Here is a 20,693-nt window from a genome sequence, read left to right as displayed (position 1 = left end):
TATAGGGAACAGACTTTGGAGATGACTTATGAAACGTCAGAACCGGCTCGGTTCAACGCAACAAATAAATTAAGAATGACTTGCGCTAACCTGTGCTCGGAGTCAGGCAGCTGCACCTCTTGCATGCGGAATATTCCCCCTCCACCGCCGTGCTTTTGATAGGCGACTCCGTTCACAGCGTACCCCTGTACGGGAGTCTTCTTACTAAAGGCCATCAAATTCGGATGAAGCAGCGTTTGTTTATTGATTTCCGGCACCGGTTCCGATGTAAACCCTTGCTGCTCCGCCCAACCCTTAAGCTTCGGAAAATAGGCGCCGATATTGGCGATAACGCAGCCTTGACAGCCCCCGTTATCCATGTAGCTTATATACTGTCCCGGATCCTTCGGATTTTCCAAACGGATTCCCGACGAACCGTTCGCGCCGACTGCCGCTGATGTAATCTTCCAATCGGCAGGAGCAAGCAGCAGCACCCCGCGCACATTGTCGCCAAGGTTCATCCAATAGGCTGCAAGCTTTCCGCGCAATTCCGAAGGTATGGAATAAGGAACGGTATTCAAGGGTGTTTTAGGTGTAACTGTAGTCGGGTTGTCCGGATCATCGGCACCGTAGCTTGCAGCTATACAGTTCAACGGCAGCTCTATTTCAGCAGCCTGTCCCTCTTTCCCAAAGCCGAGCTTACCGCAGGCAGTAGTTTGTCTTTGATCCTGCTGAAGCTTGTCATTCCGGGTGTCTGTCACATTGGGCGGCGAGGCGCCTTGTTTTCCATCCCGTTGTATTTCAGGTGCAGTCTTCCGATTTTCAGATGCCGAATCTGAGACCGGAGATGAAGCCGGGGCATCTGATTGCTTATTTGCCTGCGGCTCGGCCTGTATGTTGATAGGCGGCACTCCGTTTGAAGCAGCGGCCGCCGGAGCTTTTGCTCCGCCTTGTGTTTGACAGCCTAAAATACCCGCTGCCAACAGCGAACAACAGAACATTCCAAAACAACGTTTCCGGAACAATGGACTCATGCTTACCATCCTTTCGTTAAGTAAGCTTTAGACGCTTCTTGGGCGGCTATAGTTGCAATTTAAAATGAGTATGTGATTTCTTCAATAGTTCAGTTTATAAACGTATAAAGTCAGGGGCCAGGCGCATAAAAACGGCTCATGCGTCAGCATGAGCCTGTCGGGATATACGAGCCATTTAATGCTTGTTGAAAATTCTGTACATGATCACTGCGGCTTCCGCTCTTGTCGTATAGCCGCGTGGATTCAGCAAACCTCCGTTCCCTGTGATTATGCCTTCCTTAACCATGGAAGCGATGCTTTCTGTCGCGTAGGAGGCCGCATCCGACTTATCGGAAAAGGCGTCAAGCTCTGACGCGCCGCCACGCGCATTCGTCATTTTTGCCAGCTTAAGCGCCTTTGCGCACAGTACAATCATATCTTGCCTTGAAATCTTTTCCCTCGGATTAAACATATTATTGCCGGTTCCTTCGCTGATTCCAGCCTTCCTGGCGATGCCAAGCTCTTGATAGAAATAATCCGACTTGCTTACATCGTTGAAGTTGTCGTCAAAGTCCGCGGTGATTCCAAGCGTTCTTACCAAAAGGACAAGGAAGTCGGCTCTTGTAATACTTTCCGCCGGCGTAAACGTGTTATCCGATGTGCCGTTAATTAAACCTTTTGAAGCGAGCACTTCAATCTGCTTTTTTGCCCATCCGTAGTTGCCCAAATCTTCAAACGTTTTATAAACATAAGAGACGGCATACTTGCTGAAATGAGTCGTTCTAAAGGTGACCATTCCTCTTGTCGTATCGTATTTCCCGTTCGGTACCTTCACCGCATTACCATCCTCGTCGATATACCAGACAACGATATGTTCGGGATCTTTCATTTCCTGTTCTGACGGCTGATACGGTACGGATATACTGACCGGAGCCTGAGGATTGTCGTATTTCACCGCTGTACCGTCAACTTTCAAATGGATCTCCAGGATTGGCCTGTCTCCGATCAGTTCCTTTATTGCGGAGTCCCTGATGACAACCCCCTTGCCGACAAGTTCCACAGAAACCGATACCGTTGATGATTTGGATATCCCGGATGCCCCGAACATATTGCCTGGCAATTTGACGACGGCAATTGGCGTGGCAATCTCTATCTTTAGAGCAGAGCTGTCGTTAGCTAAATAGCTTGCGGGCAACAAGGACTCATATACGCTAGCCCCTTCTACTGCGGACACTTGAATATTTACGGTTTTTATTCCATCTTTATCGGCGGCTGCTTTCTCCAGCATATCGCCCAACACTGATGCCGGGATTTCCGCTTTTGCTATTCGTGTTGCCGTATCCAGCGTTACGCTGACAGTGACAGCGGATGTGACATCAGGATCCTTTTCATTTACCGGATCCGTTTGGTCCTTGGTGTCAGGCTGTGCAGGCTGTACATTATTTCCGGTGTTGTTGCTTCTTCTGTTTCTGCCCGAATTGTTGCCGGCTCTTGTTATTGAAAGGGTATATGTTTGAACATTTCCATTCTGCGCGGCGACAACGACCGATATCGTATTGACCCCGACATCCAGCGCCGCAGTGTAGCTGCTGCCCGAATCGACCGGAACTCCATTGACCGTAATTGCCGCGGCGGAGAAAGAGGACATCGGTGTAACGTCAACCGTGTTTACATCATAAGCGACTTCAGCAGAATAGCGGGTTGTTCCTTTGTCAAATACAGGTGTCAAGATACCTTGGCTAATAGTTAGGCCGCTTAATGCGGCGTCATCGCTCAACGCCCAATCGTCTGTTTTTACACTTACCGGATTGCTTGCTTCCGAAAAGTTGCCCTGCGCGTCATAGGCCTTTACCGTAAATTGATAGGTTGTGCCGGCGGTCAGTCCGCTAACTGTCGAGCCGTATGCCGGGCCTGATCCGAAGTAAGCTGCTCCCTCTACAAGAACTCCGTCCACATATATTGCGTACCCCGTCACTCTAGCATCATCGCCGGCATTCCAGCTTAATGTTGCCGTTGTCTCCGTTTTGCCGGTGACGGTCAAGTTCGTCGGTGTGATCAGCGGCGTTTGCACCAAATTCACGGTCACATTGACCTGCGCCTGGTAATCGCCATTGGAAACCGTAATGACTGCGCTTCCTACGCCGACTGCCGTTATTTTTCCTGTAGAATCAACGGTCGCCACATTCTTATCCGATGACTCAAATCGGCTTGAATGCGTTACATCCAGCGTATCTCCGTTTTCATACGCTTGGGTTACGGTAATGTTGTGAGTCTCCCCGATATTGAGACTGAACGATGTCGAGTCGAGCGCAATGCCGGTAGAACTGAACGCATCCGCCCAAACGAAAGGGCTTCTTGCATCAGCAGGAGACACATCGGTCGTGTTGTTTGTAAAAGTAACTCCATCCGCATGCCTGATATAATATCCGTATGCAGGCAAATTGCCCCATATATTGGATTCCGGATATTGGTTCAGAGCATATTCCGGCGGATTACCAGGTACTGAAGTTACACCGCCTTTGTAGACCATATGAACGTTGTCGAAATGAATATTTTTTAATCTGTACTTCGTACCATCCGACATATTGGCTCCGGAGATCGGAGAAGCCCAGGATGTGTTCATATTTTTCCCGATAATATCCTGGAACCGCACCGTGTCCATCGTTCCCTTTTTCGGAGCATCGTCTTTCGTTGTACGGTCGCTTCTTTTTCCAAGAATGACGAAGAACGGATTTCCCGCATCCTGGACATCGATCCTTTGAAAGCTGATGTTGGTTACATCGGCGCCGTCAACGGATTCAACGCACATGGCACAATATTTAACGCCCTTCACCATGACGTCTTCAAAGCGAACATCCTTGAACGCTCCATAACTGGCTGTGCCAAACTTCAAGCCGTTTGTGCCCGAAGCGGTAACATTTGAATTTCGCACCAGCAGATCCATGACTCCGCGTCTTTTGCCGCTTTTTATGCAAATCGCATCGTCGCCGGTATTCACCGTAACGTTTTCAATCAATACGTGCCAGGAATCAACAATATCGATACCGTCCCTGTTGCTTGACAGTCTGACATCCAGGTAGATGTTCCTGATGATCAAATAATCGGTTTCCGCGCCAACAAGCGTCCACATGCTGGATTTCGTAATATACACGTGTTGTATGGTTACGTTATAGCTAAGCACCGTATAAATGGCCATAGGTCGGGTCGGCTCGCTGCCAGTAGTGAATGACCCGCCGCTTCCATCGATGGTTCCTCCGCCGTCAATCATTACATTTTCCGCATGCTCCACATAAATCAAAGCTTTATTGCAGTTGGCTGCAGGACCTAATTGGGTATTGTAAGTAAGCGGATTCGTATCCGGATAATCCGAAGGCAACGTGCTTCCCTTTAAGGTTGCCGAGGAATCGATATAAAAGGTCATATTGCTTCGCAATTGGATCATTCCCGAAAGGAATACACCGTCATGCAAATAAACCGATCCGCCGGTTCCTGCGGCAGCATCGATAGCAGCCTGTATTGCAGCTGTATCCTTTGTTATTCCGTCCCCTTTGGCATCAAAGTCCTTAACATCGAATACCGGAGCCGGCGGCCCTCCTATAAAGGTTGCCTGGCTGTATATTTTAACATTGTCAAAGTATACAGTGCCTGTATTTCCCGAGCTGATGCCGAAAGATAACTTCGCTACATCCGAAGCCTCGGTCAAGAAAGGAATTCCACTCGCTTTTTTGATTCCGTCAATGTAAAGATCGTACTTATTGGCAGTCGTATCGAGAACCGCCCGGATAATATACCATTTGTCCGCATCGAAAGTGACTCCTGCGCCGGTCCATGACCCGTTGCTTCCGACATAAGAGATATTCGTATTATTTAATGCTATGCGCGCAATTGTGTTGCCATTGCTGTCATAGATGGTCGGGATGTGTTTGGTTCCGGATCTATCCATCGCTTTTACTTTAGCCTCAATGGTCACAATCCCGTTCAGTGAGGGAAAAGTCCTTGTGGCGGTTGCATTATCCGCCGATGCGCTTTTGGATATCTTGACGCTCTTATCGGCCGGGAACGGAACTTCCTCCACGGTCACTGTACCGCCCGAAGTATCCGCTGTCCAACCGTCCGGTGTATTTCCAGTTTTATTGCCATTGAAATGATCGTCAACGGTCAGTCCTGTCGCCGCAGACGGGAAATTGGCAAGCGGAGCCGCAGTAACGGCAGTTATTTTACCGCTTTGCGCCGATTCAATCACTTGCCCGCCCGGAGTCGAAAATACGGATGTTACTTTATAATCGTATGCTGTGCGGGGCGCTACATTGTTATCGATATAGGCTGCAATGCCGGGCTGGGACTGGCCGACATAACGGTACTGGTTGTCTCCCTTGTTTGACCTGTAGACGCTGTATTGGGTCGCAACAGCCGCAGGAGTCCACTTTAATGTGACGGAGGTGCTCCATTCTTTCTCCACAGTAAGCCCTTGAGGCGCATGCAGATCTGAGATTGAATTTACCGTTACCGTCGCCTCGGCTCGATACTCGCTCCCCCCGACTGTATAGGCAGCGGTTAGCTGTGTCGTTCCTGTGCCGACTGCTGTAATTTTACCTGTTGCATCCATAGTCGCTACACCGGGATTGGAAGAGGTAATTATTGCGCCGTTAGTTACGTTCACTTTGGCGCCATCGGCATCAATCGTGTTCACCCTTGCTTGAAACGTATCGTCTGTATAGAGGGTGTACGCCGGTCGATCGAAGCTGATGTCCGTAATTGGAGCAGGAGGCAGCAAATAAACTTTCAGGTTATTCACATAGCTTGTGGAAGCGTTGCTGTTGTCCGCTTTAAACATCACTCGCGTTATGCCAGTGGCTGCACCTCCAAAAGGAACGATTAAATCTTCCCTGTCAATGTCCTGTTTATCCCCGTCAATCCAAAGATCGTACGTATTCGCGCCAGTATTCATTACGATTTTAACGTCATACCATCGGTTTGCAGTGAACGGCTTCGTGTTGATAGACTTTGTCGCTCCGATGGCAACAAAATAACCGGATCTGAACCCGAATTTCATGACAGCTTTATCGTTATTGTTGTAAATGTACGGTGCAACGCTGAATTGATCCCCAGTTGTCATCACCCGGGCCTCGATGGCTACTTTTCCGCCGACCCCCGGGAAAATCCGGTCGACTTCAGCCGCATCGCTCTTGTTTGTCACCTTTAAGCTCAAGCTTTTGTCGGCGGCGGACGGAACTTCTGCGACAGCCGCAGTACCGGCTCCCGCAAGGATGTAATCCCATCCGGCAGGCAATGATCCTGTTGCTGTGCTAGTAAAATCGTCATTTACAATAAAGCCGGATGTCGCGGATGTCGTTGTACTCACTTTAGCGCTATGTGCAGATTCGATCACTTGTCTGCCCGGAGTCGTAAATACGGAAGATACGGTGTAATCGTAAGTTGTACTTGCCGCCACTGTATTATCCGTATATGAATTTGTAGTCGATTCTCCGATTTTACTGTATTGCCCGCTTCCTGCGGCCGCCCTGTATATAAAATATTTGGATGCGCCGGATGCCGCAGACCAATTCAACTGCGCGAAAATATCCGTCACCACGCCTGCGCTAACCCCGGACGGCGCCGAAAGCACCGGAAGCGCATTTACGATCACGGTTGCCGTTGCGGGCGTGCTGTATACGCTGTTTGAAACGGAAATTTGCGTTGTACCCTCATTTTGCGCAGTCACTACCCCTGTTGCCGGGTGAATGGATGCGATGCTTGAATTGGAGGAAGAGAACGCATTGCCGCTCGTTAAAACTTGCTTGCTGTTGTCCGCGTAGACCGCTCTCGCCACGGTATTGATACTATCTCCTATATAGATGCTATATGTATTCTGATCAAATTCCAGCCCCGTTACAGCGGCGGATGGTGCGGTCGTATAGATTTTCATATTGTCATAATGAATAGTCCCGGTGTTGTTGCCGCTGTCCATTTTGAAAGTAACTTTTGCCACACCCTTGCCCGTACCGCCGTTTAAAGCTGCGCCTGTTAACATCTTCGTTTCATCAATATACAAGTCATATGTATTATTCGATGTATTGATCACTGTTTTAACGGTATACCATGTGTTCGAAACAAATGCTTGAACGTTATTTTGCGCAGCCCCGGTATTTGCCTTTATCTGCCCGCCGTTCCATTGTATCTTTACAATAGAAATGCCCGCCGCATCAACGATATATGGGGCTACCTGGGTTCCGGTCATGCTTCCGGAAGACATCACTTTCGCTTCCACGGTCACCAGTCCACTTAGCGGCTGACTGCTAAAATCTACTGCGGATTCCGCTTTATTCGTATTGTTGGCTGACTTCGTTATTTTCACGCTTCGGTCAGAACTACCGGGGAAATCCTCTACAGTTACGGTGCCGGTTGACGTTTCGGTAATCCAAAAATTTTTATCCAACACCCCGTTGCCTTCCGACGACCAATCCGCGTAATTCGGCGCTTGACCTGTCGGGAAATTGACATTGTTGTTAAAGTCTTCGTTCAAAAAGAAGGTGTCCGTCCCTGACGCCTGTGCGATATTGAAGGCGGAGTCAAATACCGGCATCATCCCAGCCAGCAATACAACGATCAGCATTATACTTAAGAACCTATTCTTTTTCATCAGCCTCTCCCTTTTCTTGCGCTAATTGGCAAGTCAGTGATGAATTACAACCGGTTCCAGCCCAGCCGGAACCTCAAAAGAATCCATGCGTTCCACTGTCAAATCGCGGACATGGTCTGCGAAGAGGCGCCCCCGATCCGGCAAACAGTCCGTCCGCTCGTGTCGAATGCGGATATCGCTCAGAAGCAAGCCGTCTACATTCACAGCGATGAACTGGTAAGGATGCGTGGCGTAATTAACCCGATTCGGATCGATCTCAACACGGCGGGCCCCCGGCGGTTTTGTTGAATTTGCCAAATTGCATGGACCGGATACGTTCCAAATGATATTGCGGAAACGGACATTCTCGACTGGCTGTCCGGGGACTCCTTCGATGTAGCAGCGCCCCTTCGCCGTCACGGTAATATTGTCAAAGGTGATGTTCCGGATACGTCCTAGCTTCGGTTCCTTGTAATAGCGGGGAGTGATGTCCAGCAAAATCGGGAATTCATTGCGCGCTTCAACGATCATGTTGCTGAATACCATGTTTTCGTAAGCGCTGCCATCTTTCATATAAAGCGCAAGCGCCACATCCGTATCATGGATGACGCAGTTGTTAAAAGTGATGTTGCGTATCGGTCCGGTTGCTTCCGTTCCGATTTTAAGGGCGGCGTGCCCGGAACTGAGGACGCAGTTGGTCACCGTAATGTTCTCGCACACATCTCCCTCCGTGCTTTTGATCACGATGCAGTCGTCGCCAGTTTTAATGTTGCAGTCGCTGATAATGACGTTTTTGCAACCGTCGGGATCAATGCCGTCGGTATTAATTCGCTGCTTGTTGGCAAGAATCGTGACCCCGCGCACCATCACATCCTCGCATCGCATTAGATGCAGCGTCCAGAAGCAAGAATACTGCATTGTAATATCGAGAAACTTCACATTTTTACAGTCCCGGTAAAACAGCAGTGCCGGCCGGAATTTCACCCCTGCGGCCACAGACGGAGGAAGTGGGCCGGCGCCTCCGCCATCGATGATCCCAAGTCCGGTAATTGAAATGTTTTCCACGCCGTCGGCCCAAATCAAAGCCTGTATTTGACCGGGCAGGTTTCCATAAGGCGTCTTGCAAATTTCGGGGTAGAGGGACGAATCGTCCGCCCCGCGAATGACTGCGCCCATCTCCAGATGCAGACACACATTCGACCGGATATGGATCGTTCCGCAAAGATACGTTCCACTCGGTACACGAACGATGCCGCCGCTGTTTCGACCGCACTCGTCAATCGCAGATTGGATCGCCTCGTGATCCAATGTTTGTCCATCGCCCACGGCGCCAAAAAGCTTTACATTATAATCCATAACGGTCTCCTATCGAAAGTAGAAGGACATAATGCAGGTCCCAAAGACGGAACATGCCGTCTTCGGGGTACCTGTAATCCGACTATTATTTATTCAAAAATTTATAAATGTCCTGAGAGAGGAACGCTTTGTCCTTATTTTCCGCATACCATTTCGCATACCAGTCTTCCAATTGCTTACCTCCGCCTTTTTCCCATACCGCCTTCGCATCGGACAGCGCGTTGTCGACCGTGTAAGTCGATCCGCTGACAACCGATTTCGCCCAAATTCCGCTGATTTGCAGGTCAAGATCGCTACTGATTTTGGCGAGGTCGGACGGCAAAGTAGGCATATGCTCGGAGAGCGTTAAATCCGGAATCGGCCGCTCAGGCGTTTCATAAGCCGCCCGAGCCTGCTTGATGAAGGCCAAATATTCCTTTTGATCCGGAATGGACTCATCGAAGGAGCTTTCCGTTTGATTGCAGACGCCCACCAAGTCAGGCGATGTTTGCATCGCAAGGTCGGGCACATAGACGAGCTCTTTTTTGTTTTTCTCGACATCCATCGGGATTGGGCATCCCTTGGGGCCTTGCTTCCAATGCGTTCCTTCCAAACCGTATTTCATGACGCCGGCCGTTTCTTTTGATGCCATGAAATCGATATATTTCATAGCGGCAACCGGATCTTTAGCTCCCCGGTAAATGACGGTCGTCATTTGTGCCGGATTGAGAAAGTTCATGCTGAATTGGCCAAATTGGGTCTTCGGCAGCGGCAGCGGCACAATTTCCGCATTAGGCGCATTTTTCTTCAGCGTTTGGTAGTTGTTCAACCCGGGATTGAGCTGCTGCGAATGCTGCATGGCATAAATGCCGAGCTTGCCGCTAAGGTAATCCTGCTTCGCCTTTTCACCGTTTTTGTCGGTGAGGTAATCCTTGTCAACGATGCCTTCGTCAAACAGCCGCTTTTTGAATGCGTTGCTTGCTTTCTCTCTGTCCCAATCGTAGATGAGTTTGCCGTCCTTCACGACCCAGCCCGCAGCGCCATACATCTTACTGATCGCCATACCCGTATCTTGAGCGAGCGATATCCCATACGTATTCTTTTTCCCGTCGCCATTGGGGTCCTGTGTCGCAAAAGCTTTGGCGACGTTAAAGAGCTCCTCCGGTGTCTGGGGCATTTGCAGATTCAGCTTTTTAAGCCAATCAGCGCGAATAATAAGGGAATACATGGACATCGTTCCCTGCAGACGACCGATCTCGTAAAGCTTGCCGTCCGATTTCGTACCCGCCTTTTTTAATTGCGGATATTGCTCCAGCAGCTTTTTATAATTGGGTGCATACTTCTCGATCAAGTCATCCAGAGGCATCAGCTGCTTTTGTTGATACAGCAGATCGCGGTACTTCGTATCGTACTCGTTGATAATGTCGGGAACATCTCCCGAAGCGAATAGCGTATTGAATTTGGCGATCGAATCCGTTCTAGGAATCAAAACATATTTCACATCCGCAGGCCCGTTCTTATTAACCCACTCAGTCCATCTGTTTTTATCCATCGTTCCTTCTTCCGCAGGGACACGTCCTCTGTCGTAAAGGGATGCGGTAATGGACCCTCTGGCCGCCTCTTTCACTTCCTTTTTTGCTTCTCCCTGCGCTGCCGGCTTGCCGTTGTCAGATGGTTGCTTCTCTTGCTTACCTTCTGAGCAGCCAATGAGCAGAGTACCGGTCATAGCGGTTACTGCAAATACGGACACCCATTTGTTTGAACCGATTTTCATTTTGCTTGCCTCCGCGAATTTTTTTTGAAAGCATGAATCTTGTTAAAAACCGATTGTGGAGCATCGCTATCCTTTGACGGACCCGATCATCACCCCTTTGACGAAATATTTTTGCACAAACGGATATACAATCAGCATCGGTACGATCATGACGACGATGGCGGCACTTTTGATTGAGTCCGGCGTGACCGCTTCCACATCGTCAGGCTGCAAATTATTCATTTGCTGCATCAGCTGCTGGCTTTGCACCATTTTTTGCACAAGAACGGTAAGATTGAACATTTTCGGATTGTTGATGTAAATGAGCACGTTCATAAACGCGTTCCAGAAACCGACCCCGTAAAACAGCGCCAATGTAGCGATAACCGGCAATGAGAGCGGCAAAATGATTTGTCCAAGCAATCTCAGCTCTCCGCAGCCGTCAATCCGGGCCGCTTCTTCCGTCTCCGCCGGGATGTTGTCAAAAAAAGTACGCATAATGAGCATATTGTACGTGCTGACGAGTCCGGGCAGCCAAAGAGCGCCGTACGTATTGACAAGGCCAAGCGACTTGACGAGCAAAAATGTCGGGATCAGTCCCCCGCTGAACAGCATGGTAAACACCATAGCCATCGTGAAAAATCTCCGCCCAAAGAAATATTTGCGCGACAACGGATAAGCCGCCATGACGGTGAATAACATGCTGAGCGATATGCCGACCAGCGTAATGACTATACTGTTCTGAAAAGCGCGTACGATGTCGGTTCCTTTGAGCAATGTTTTATACGAATCCAAGTTAAAGCCGATCGGCCACAAGGAAACGAAGCCGGATGCCACCGCATTATGATCGCTGACGGAAACGGCGACGATATTGATGATTGGCAGCAGACAGCTGAGCGCCACTAATGTCAGTACGAAATAATTGATCGCATAAAACAGCGATTCGCCCTTTTTCTCCTTCATGATAATCCACCTTTTTACCAAAGTCCTTGATCAAAGGCACGGGCGATTCGATTGGTGATCACCACGAGAACAATCCCAATCAGCGATTCGAACATACCCATTGCCGCAGTCACACTAAAGTCGGCTCCCTGCAGACCGATCTTGAAAATATACGTGCTTATGACTTCAGATACTTTTGCAACCACCTGGTTTTGCAGGACGTAGACATGGTCGAATCCGACCTCCATCACATGGCCCATCGCCAAAATAAGCATTAACACAATGGTCGGGCGAATTCCAGGCAGCGTAATATGCCAGATTTTGTGCCATTTCCCTGCCCCATCCATGCTCGCGGCTTCATATAGGCTGGGATCGATCGTAGTGAGCGCAGCCAAATAAATAATGGCGCTGAACCCCGCTTCCTTCCATATGCTTGAACCGACATAGATCGATATCCAAGAGCCTTCATGATAAAGGAATGCGTAACTGGGTAGGCCCAGCAGCTTTATCAAGCCGTTCACGACTCCGGTCTGCTCGGCAAAAACCGTCACCACAATACCGCCAACGATGATCCACGAAAGAAAATGCGGAAGGTAGACAAGCGTTTGCACCGTTTTTTTGAACAGCAGCTTTCGCGCCTCGTTCAGCATAATAGCAAGCAATATCGGAAAAGGAAAGCTTACGAATACACGCAGACAGCTGAGCAGCAATGTATTGTAGATGATGTCCCGCGTATAGGCGTTTCCAAACAAATATTTGAAATGTTTGAAACCAACCCATTCGCTGCCGATGATCCCGTCGAAAAAGTTGTAGTCCTTGAAAGCAATGACTAAGCCCAGCATTGGGATGTACTTGAACACGATATAGAACAGGATGACCGGCAAAAACATGACCATTAACGGAATATTTTGTTTAATTATCCTTTTTCTGCGCAGTCTGACGCTTAGAACCGCCCGTTCCATCGTTTCCTTTGACAAAGGGGGTTGAGCTGTTTTCATTTGTATAGAGTACCTCCTCTCTCTGTGACGATATTTTGTTGGCAGATTCATCGTAAAGGCTGAAGCCCGAGGCGTACATAGATATGTTTTAAGGTGGCATGCAAAAACAAAAAAGCCCTTTTTCAAAGGGCGAAAATGGGCAATATGCATTTTGTAACGGATATGCATTTTAGCAAAATCAGGTCATGATGCCTTTTCTGTAATCACCCGGTGTCATCCCGACATGCTTTTTAAAGACGCGTATGAACGATACCGATAACGTATAACCAACCTGAACGGATACGTCCTGCACGGAATGCCCCGTTTCCGCAAGAAGCTTCTTGGCGCGCTCTATACGCATTTTGGTCAAGTAATCAATAAATTTCTCGCCGAATTCCTCTTTGAATAATCGGCTCAAGTAGTTCGGATGCAATTCAAATTGGTCGCTAAGCACGGTTAAGCTCAAGTCGGGATCGGCAAAATGGGATTCGATATAGGCCTTCATATCGCCAATCAGCTGATAATGAGTTTTGCTTTCGCGTATGCGGCGCATGTCTTCGGCCGTCCCATTCAATACGCCAAAAAGGGAAGCTTCCAGTTCCGCCACGGTATCAAATTGATCCAATACGGCATTGAATTCGGGCAGCCTCGTTTCCCACACCCGCCGCAGCTCCTCAGACAATTCCGTCGACTCCTGATACAATTGATAAATCATATAATTCATCATACCGATTAAATCGTCTTTGGGTATCGGCTCAGATTGAATCTGCCCGAGAATCTTGGCGTATTCTTCCTTCCAATTCTCGTCGCCAAGCCGGAACGATTGGGTGATGGAACGGATGCTCTGCAAATTTTTGAACATGTCCTTATGATCCGTTTTGCCGGCAATTTCGGTAAGGTCGAGCAGCCGGTTGTTCCCGAGCGTCGACTTGTATTGCAGCGCCGTCACGGCGTCATCGTAAGAAACCGGGATCTCTTCGAGCCGCTTTGTCGGCGAGCCGATGCCGATCGTAATCGTAAACGACAAATTGTCAGCCACCCATCGAATCGTTTCCTCGCCTATTTGATGTATCGAACCACCGGCCTCCATGTCGCGGGCGATCGGAAACAGCGCAGCCAGATGATACGCATCGATCCATTCCACCCATACGGTCGCCGAATGGTTCTGACAAATTTCCTTCAAGACGCTGCTGACGATAAATTTAAGAAGATTTTGATCCTTCACGTTATTGATTTTGATAAACTCGGAATATTTATCCAGCTCTACAACGATGACAGTAAACCTCTCGATGTCTCTTCCAAATCCCAAATGCAGGAGCTCATCCTTCCATATCGAAGGACCGCTCGTCAGGTTGCCTTCAAGCAATTGTTGAAAGAAATGTTTGCTTCGGTAAATTTGGTTTTCTTCATTTTGCTTTTCATAACGAATCGATTGATCAATCAATTTGTGGATACCCGCTTCGATGAACTTGAACTCGTCATTATCTGCTTTTCCAACAAAAGAAAGACTGCTGTTCTGCGAAACATGGATAATTCGAGCCATAATCTTTTCAATTGGTTTGTAATTTTTACGGGTAATATAGAAAATCCAAATACACCCTGCAATAAGAGTAAACATCCCGATGCTCATCCAGACGTAACTTATTACCGAAAATAATCCGAACAAGCTTTTGTCCGCGAAGCTGCTGTTTCCCACCCAACCCGAATAGTCGGAGGCGACCATCGTTGTGGCGGAAGGACGAGCCTGAATGGCTGCATCCGCCAACCTCCCGCTCTCACCAAATAAAAACGAACCGTTCTGGTCAAAAATATCAATATGGCTGATTTTAGAATCGAGCATCGGCTGAACGATCAGCCGTATTGAATCCAACCGAACATTGACGATGATAAAACCTTCATTGCCGAACGGCGGGAACATTTTTTTGACCAGCGTAATTACGGGTCGGCCCATTCCCGCTTCAGCGTTCTCCTTATACATTCTCAACCCGGTGTAGCGCCTCGGGACGCCGTCCTCGATCAGACTAATCAAAAATCGGCGGTCTCCAAATTCCTCGAACAACGGGGAAGATTTTTCGGTCAGTACGACCTGGTCTGAGTTCCGGTACAAATAGAGCGAATCAATGAGCGGATTGTATCGCATCAAATCGAACAAAACTTTCGATGTTTCAAAATGATTATAATATCTCGTTAACGTATCTTCGCTACCCAAGAAGAGTGCAAATTTGTCGTTGGACATCATTTCTTTGGTGATGGTCTGCTCAATAAAAAGAAGAGAGGAATCGATCGTTTCAATAATTCGTTTGACATAAACATCGTTCGCTTTCTTTGCTTCCTGCTTGGAAAATTCACTCATGGACAAGAAGAAAATTAGGATCAACATCGTGACTACGATAAAAAAAACAGGGAGATAAGACAGCAGCAAGCGTCTTCGCCAATTGAATTTCATAATGCCTCCGCAAAGTTAGTTAGCGTGCTTGACCGTCAAGCGGCCGGAACATGCCGCTAAGCCACTTCCAAACGATGAGTTGAAAAATTGTTTTCCCGAGAATTCATTGAGAAATATATTTAATATACCATAATTTTCATTTAATTGAATATATGTTCTCAGATCACAGAGTTTTCGGCTTTTGTTTCCAGTTTTTGTCCCGGCGGTTGCAGCAACTTTCGGCTTCCCCGAATCCCGGCGCAAATAACAAAAGCAGCCTCCTGTTAACAGAGGCTGCTTGTTATGGTTTCTCCCGTTATCGCTGCGCTGCAATCAGATGTTATTGCTTAGCGGCTTTGTAAGCTTCGATATATTGGGCCGCCTTTTTGGCGACGAGGCTGTAGTCGCCGGTTTTGACCGCATCGGTCGTCAAATCGGAACCGATGCCCACAGCTACGGCGCCGGCCTTGACCCATTCGGCCAGATTGGCAAGCGACACGCCGCCGGTCGGCATAATGTTCGCCTGCGGCAGAGGTCCTTTGATCGCCTTGATCGTCGCCGGCGAGTACAGGTTGCCCGGGAACAGCTTGACGATATCAACGCCCAGCTCCAGCGCCTGCTGGATCTCTTGAATCGTCATCACGCCGGGCATAACAGGCACACGGTACCGGTTGCACAGCGTTACCGTTGCCGGGTTTAACGCCGGGCCGACGACGAACTCGGCCCCGCTTAAGATAGCAGCTCGAGCCGTCTCCGGATCCAGCGCCGTACCTACGCCAATAATGGCGTATTTCGCTGCATCCTGCGTCGAGCTGGAATATTTCTTCGCAAGCTTCTCGATCGCTTGCAAAGCGAACGGCACGGTCATCGTCACCTCGATGACCTTAATGCCGCCCTCGATGGCCTGTTCCGCCATCTCCACCACTTCCTCGGGCGTCTCCCCGCGCAATACGGCTACGACGCCCGCTTCGCTCATTTGCTGCAGCAGCTTGATTTTTTTCATATCGAATCATCCGTTCCTTTGCAATAGGTTAACGTTCTACATGCTTCACGTTGTTAAGTACCGCTTCAACCTGCTCCCAGGTCGGAATGCCTTCCCAGTCGCCTTCCGTTTGCACGACCATCGAGCCGATCAGATTGCCCAGACGGACGGCCTCCGTATGGCTGTAGTTTTTCAGCAGCCCTACGATAAAGCCCGCGCAGAAGCCGTCTCCGGCGCCAACCGTATCGACCACCTGCTCCGCCTTGAAATACGGCACGGCGCTGACGTTGCCCTGCTCCACGACATACGTCTCGTCGTCGCCGCCCTTCACGATGGATACCGCCTTCAGCTCGCCCAGACGCTTGACGATCTCATCGAAGCTTTCGGTTTCGTACAACAGCTTCAACTCGTCCAGACCCGGCAGGAAGTAATCCGCTTCCTTCGCCATTTCAAGCAAAACTTCCCGCGCTTCCTCCAGCGACCACAGCTTCAAGCGCAAATTCGGGTCGAAGCAAACCTTCACTCCATGCTTGCGCGCGAGCCGGATCGCTTCGATCGCCGCTTCGCGGCACGACTCGCTGAGCGCCGGCGTAATGCCGGTCACATGCAGGTACTTCGCCTGCTGAATATACGACTCGTCCAGATGCTCCGGCTTTAACGTACTCGCCGCTGAGCCTTTGCGATAGTAGTAGACCGACGTCTTGCCGTTAATGATTTCACGCAGCATCAAGCCGGTCGGCGCTTCGGCCGTCAGCTCGACACGCGACACATCCACGCCTTCGCCGCGCACTTTTTTCAATATCATCCGGCCAAACGGGTCCTTCCCCATCCGGGTAAACCAGCCGACGCGATGGCCGAGACGGGCGACTCCGATGGCGACATTGCTTTCCGCGCCCCCGAACAAGCTGCTGAACTGTGGGGAATATTCAATACCTTTGGAGCTGTTCGGCAGCATTAAAGCCATCGTTTCCCCAAACGTAATCATTTCCGGCTGGAACATTTGCGAATTAGTCGGTTGAGTAGCCATTATCGATTCATCCACCCTCCATCCACGCAAAGTACATGGCCGTTCATATAATCGGAAGCCGACGAAGCCAGGAATACGGCCGGTCCTTGCAAATCTTCGGTTGTTCCCCAGCGTCCTGCCGGAATACGCTGCAAAATTTGCACGCTCCGCTCCGGATCGGCGCGAAGTGCCGTTGTGTTATCGGTAGCCATGTAGCCCGGCGCGATTGCGTTGACTTGTACCCCTTTGCTTGCCCATTCGTTCGCCAGCGCTTTCGTAATACCCGCTACCGCATGCTTGGATGCCGTATAACCGGGTACATTGATCCCGCCTTGAAAGCTGAGCATCGAGGCAACGTTGATGATTTTGCCCGAGCCCTGTTTGATCATCTCGCGCCCGACAAGCTGGCACAGGAAAAATACGGCGTTCATATTCAAATTGATCACATCGTGCCAGTCTTGTGCGCTGTGCTCAGCGGCCGGCGTGCGGCGGATAATGCCTGCATTATTGACCAAAATATCGATTTTACCGAATGCGGACAGCGCTTCCGAAACGACGCGCGGCAGTTCCTGCTCATCGGACAAATTAGCTACAACGGTGTGAACCTTGCGGCCCATCGCTTCAATCTGATTTTGCGTTTCGCGGTTGCGGTCGTTGCTTGTTACAACGACGATATCGGCTCCCGCTTTCGCCAATCCGAGGGAGATGCCCCCGCCCAAACCTACGGCGCCGCCGGTGACGACAGCTGCTTTACCGGTCAAATCAAAAAAACTCATTTCTACACCCCATTAAAAAATAGTTTCAGCCCATTCTGATCCAAATACCCGATAGCTTGTTTCATCCCTTTTATTATACGGGAAGTGCCTGCAATGCGCCACCATCGACCTCAAAAAATGACAACCTCACCTAAAGATCCCCCTGCCTCGGATGGGCGTCTACAGCGCACAAAGCTCCACCTCGAAGCCAAGATCCTCGATCATCCGATGATCCTCCGCCGCTTCCTGACCTTCCGTCGTCAAATAATCGCCGACAAAAATCGAATTAGCCACATATAGGCCTAAAGCTTGCAGCGAACGCAGGTTCAACTCCCGCCCTCCGGCAACCCGGATCTCCTTCGAGGGATTGACGAACCGCATCAGAGCCAGCACCTTCAAGCATTTGCGCGGGTTCAGCGTGTTCATATGCTGCAGCGGCGTTCCGGCAATCGGGTTCAAAAAGTTGACCGGGATCGAGTCCGCATCCAGCCTGCGCAGCGCAACAGCCGTTTCCACGATCTCCTCGTCGCTCTCTCCCATGCCCGCAATAAAGCCGGAGCAAGGGGACATTCCCGAAGCTTTCGCCTTCTGAACCGTGCTCACCCGATCCTCGTAGGTATGTGTTGTTGTAATGTTGCCAAAATTCCGCTCGCTCGTATTAAGATTATGATTATAACGGTCCACCCCCGCTTCCTGCAGCCGTACCGCCTGCTCATCGGATAATATACCCAAACATGCGCATACTTTCATCGGCATCGTCGCTTTAATTTCTTTAACCGCCGCTATTACTTGCTCCAGCTCTTTGCCGGTTGGGCCTTTACCGCTGGCTACAATACAGTACGTTCCAACCTTCAGCTCCATCGCTTTGCGCGCTCCATCGACCAGAATGTCTTTCTCCAGCAGCGGATATTTGGATACGGGCGCCTGCGATACAATCGATTGCGAGCAGTAACCGCAGTCCTCCGGACAGAGCCCGCTTTTTGCATTAATGATTAAGTTCAGCTTGACCTTTTTACCGTAAAAATGTTTCCTTACCTGAAACGCCGCATCCATTAAAGCAAGCAGCTCGTCATCGTCCGCCTGCAGCACCGACAGTCCTTCTTCGAAAGTCGGACATTCGCCTTGAATGGCCTTATAAGCTAATGAGTACCAATCGGTTCGTAGTTGTATCATGAAAAAAGCACCTCCGTATGTAAATATAATTGTCAACCATTAAAATAGGTATTTGGTTAACAATTTACCCAAACGTATTTTACTATAATCGGCTTTCACTGACAACCAAGCACTCACGTGAATAACGACCGCGAATTACTGCAACGAAAGGATAAACGGCTGCGCCGTCCTTCGAAAACGAGCGTGTTTGTCAAAATTAAAAAACCTTAGCCCGGACTTTTTTCAAGACCGGACTAAGGTTTATATACAAGCTGCTGCCTACAGCCCGGCTACAATGTACAAATTGTAGCCGACCGCGTACAACCGCTGGCACGCTTTATAATAAGGGTCGCTGTACCGGGCGACCGCTTCCGGTCCGTCTTCGGCGTTCCGGTCGGCCCATATGGTCACTGTGCCGTCCGGAAGAAACGATAAGATTTGCTCGCCCGGCAAATTCATAAACTTCGATGCCATCGCTACCGTGCCGCCGACGCTGCCGTAGGATACGCCGTGGCGGTCGAACAGTTCCCCGTCGCCGGCAGGCATTCCCCGCACCAGCTCATGATAGCCGTCGCCGTTAATGTCTACCGGGATCGTACGGTACACGCTGAACGGCAGCTCATACGGCTTGCCCGTCTCCGCATCGTAAATAAATTCATCCATGTTTTGGTGAAAACGGCCGTCCGGTCCACATGTCTTGGCGCCGATGCGGATGGCCATCGTCACATGACTGCGGTCGTCCTGAAGCCGTGCCGCCCAGCCGATGTCCATGTGACCGGCCTCTACATCTCCCCATTTGCGATTGCCGTGCTCGTCAAAGGCGACAACACGCGGCGTAGCAGTCGGATCCGACTCCCGGACCGTGAACAGCGACCACCTGTTCTGATTCAAATTCAGAATAGGCTGAACCACATCCGAATGTCCCGCGTAGACGTCGCGGTCGGCGCAGAACAGCTCCTTGCCCGTATCGAGCTCAATGCAGCGTTCGCCCCACATCAGCTCGTCGACGCCGTCCCCGTTCAGGTCGATTACCGGCGTCACGTGGCTGCCGCGCGCTCCCGCTTCATCTTTGTCCACCTTAAACTCCCAACGCGGGCTCATATCCGGCTTCCAGCCCTGCAAATACATGCTCCAGTAGGTGCCCTGCGCCGTTACCAGCACCGGCTCGCCGTGCGCATAACCGCCGACGATAAAATTACGGAAGGTGCAGCTGAGCGGCTGCTCCTTGCCTCCGTCATTCGGCCAAGGCCATTGGCCGGTCGTCTCCCCGGTTGCCGCATCCAGCCGCTCCAGCCGGTAGAACGGAACCGCAAACGGATGCTGTTCGTTCAAGTTGTTTACGAACCACAGCTCGTCGACGCCGTCGCCGTCCAGATCGAACGGATACACCGGGCAAAACCAGATGCCGGGCACGACGGTCTTCCCCAGCTCCCGCTTCCATAGCACCTCGCCTGTTTCGGTAAACAGCATCATTTTTAGAGTGTCGGTAGGATAAAAAAACATATTAACCGACGGGTCTACATCGAAATCCGCCGAGTAGACCGCGAGAAACGCCTGCTTGCCGCCTCCTAATTGAACGGGGATCGCCCGCAGCTGTCCCAGCTTTTGCCCGACGGACAATTCCATCACTTTTTCCAATTTTACCTGCTTCGTTGAATTGACCACACTTACTCCTCCTATTCATCTTCAGGTGGCTGACTGACTATTTATTATTCGTGAAGATTTATTCATGTGGTTCTGGAAGGATAAGGGAAT

At 50.0% G+C, this 20,693-nt stretch carries 12 protein-coding genes; all 12 read right to left on the bottom strand.

What is annotated here, in order from left to right:
• Nucleotides 1-26 precede the first annotated feature (26 nt).
• Nucleotides 27-740, bottom strand: coding sequence for a DUF4850 domain-containing protein (locus tag E1757_RS17310; protein WP_165972160.1), 714 nt, complete (start codon nt 738-740; stop codon nt 27-29).
• A 448-nt stretch (nt 741-1,188) separates the two neighbouring features.
• Nucleotides 1,189-7,632, bottom strand: a complete 6,444-nt coding sequence (locus tag E1757_RS17305; RefSeq protein ID WP_133230324.1) for an S-layer homology domain-containing protein — start codon at nt 7,630-7,632, stop codon at nt 1,189-1,191.
• Between the two features lie 33 nt (nt 7,633-7,665).
• Nucleotides 7,666-8,967, bottom strand: a complete 1,302-nt coding sequence (locus E1757_RS17300; RefSeq protein WP_133230322.1) for a glycoside hydrolase family 28 protein — start codon at nt 8,965-8,967, stop codon at nt 7,666-7,668.
• 85 nt (nt 8,968-9,052) lie between these two features.
• Nucleotides 9,053-10,720, bottom strand: a complete 1,668-nt coding sequence (locus E1757_RS17295; RefSeq protein ID WP_133230320.1) for an extracellular solute-binding protein — start codon at nt 10,718-10,720, stop codon at nt 9,053-9,055.
• A gap of 66 nt (nt 10,721-10,786) precedes the next feature.
• Nucleotides 10,787-11,662, bottom strand: coding sequence for a carbohydrate ABC transporter permease (locus E1757_RS17290; RefSeq protein ID WP_133230318.1), 876 nt, complete (start codon nt 11,660-11,662; stop codon nt 10,787-10,789).
• A gap of 14 nt (nt 11,663-11,676) precedes the next feature.
• Nucleotides 11,677-12,639: an ABC transporter permease gene (locus E1757_RS17285; protein ID WP_425464849.1), complete on the bottom strand. Its 963-nt coding sequence runs from the start codon at nt 12,637-12,639 to the stop codon at nt 11,677-11,679.
• Nucleotides 12,640-12,817: 178 nt separating this feature from the next.
• Nucleotides 12,818-15,064 (bottom strand): helix-turn-helix domain-containing protein, encoded by a 2,247-nt coding sequence (locus E1757_RS17280; protein ID WP_133230316.1) that lies wholly within the window; start codon nt 15,062-15,064, stop codon nt 12,818-12,820.
• A gap of 319 nt (nt 15,065-15,383) precedes the next feature.
• A complete protein-coding gene (locus E1757_RS17275) occupies nt 15,384-16,046 on the bottom strand; it encodes a bifunctional 2-keto-4-hydroxyglutarate aldolase/2-keto-3-deoxy-6-phosphogluconate aldolase (protein WP_133230314.1) in 663 nt (220 codons plus the stop codon).
• Between the two features lie 28 nt (nt 16,047-16,074).
• Complete coding sequence (locus E1757_RS17270) at nt 16,075-17,052, bottom strand: sugar kinase (protein WP_133230312.1); 978 nt, start codon at nt 17,050-17,052, stop codon at nt 16,075-16,077.
• A complete protein-coding gene (kduD, locus tag E1757_RS17265; RefSeq protein ID WP_133230310.1) occupies nt 17,052-17,807 on the bottom strand; it encodes a 2-dehydro-3-deoxy-D-gluconate 5-dehydrogenase KduD in 756 nt (251 codons plus the stop codon). The genes E1757_RS17270 and kduD overlap by 1 nt, the downstream gene beginning before the upstream one ends.
• 159 nt (nt 17,808-17,966) lie before the next feature.
• Nucleotides 17,967-18,959: a biotin synthase BioB gene (bioB, locus tag E1757_RS17260; RefSeq protein WP_133230308.1), complete on the bottom strand. Its 993-nt coding sequence runs from the start codon at nt 18,957-18,959 to the stop codon at nt 17,967-17,969.
• 258 nt (nt 18,960-19,217) lie between these two features.
• Complete coding sequence (locus E1757_RS17255; RefSeq protein ID WP_133230306.1) at nt 19,218-20,603, bottom strand: polysaccharide lyase 11; 1,386 nt, start codon at nt 20,601-20,603, stop codon at nt 19,218-19,220.
• Between the last annotated feature and the right edge of the window lie 90 nt (nt 20,604-20,693).

Source organism: Paenibacillus piri (assembly GCF_004354045.1).
GTDB lineage: Bacteria > Bacillota > Bacilli > Paenibacillales > NBRC-103111 > Paenibacillus_S > Paenibacillus_S piri.
The sequence above is the reverse complement of the archived record's forward strand: the minus strand, read 5'-3'. Positions and strand labels throughout refer to the sequence as shown.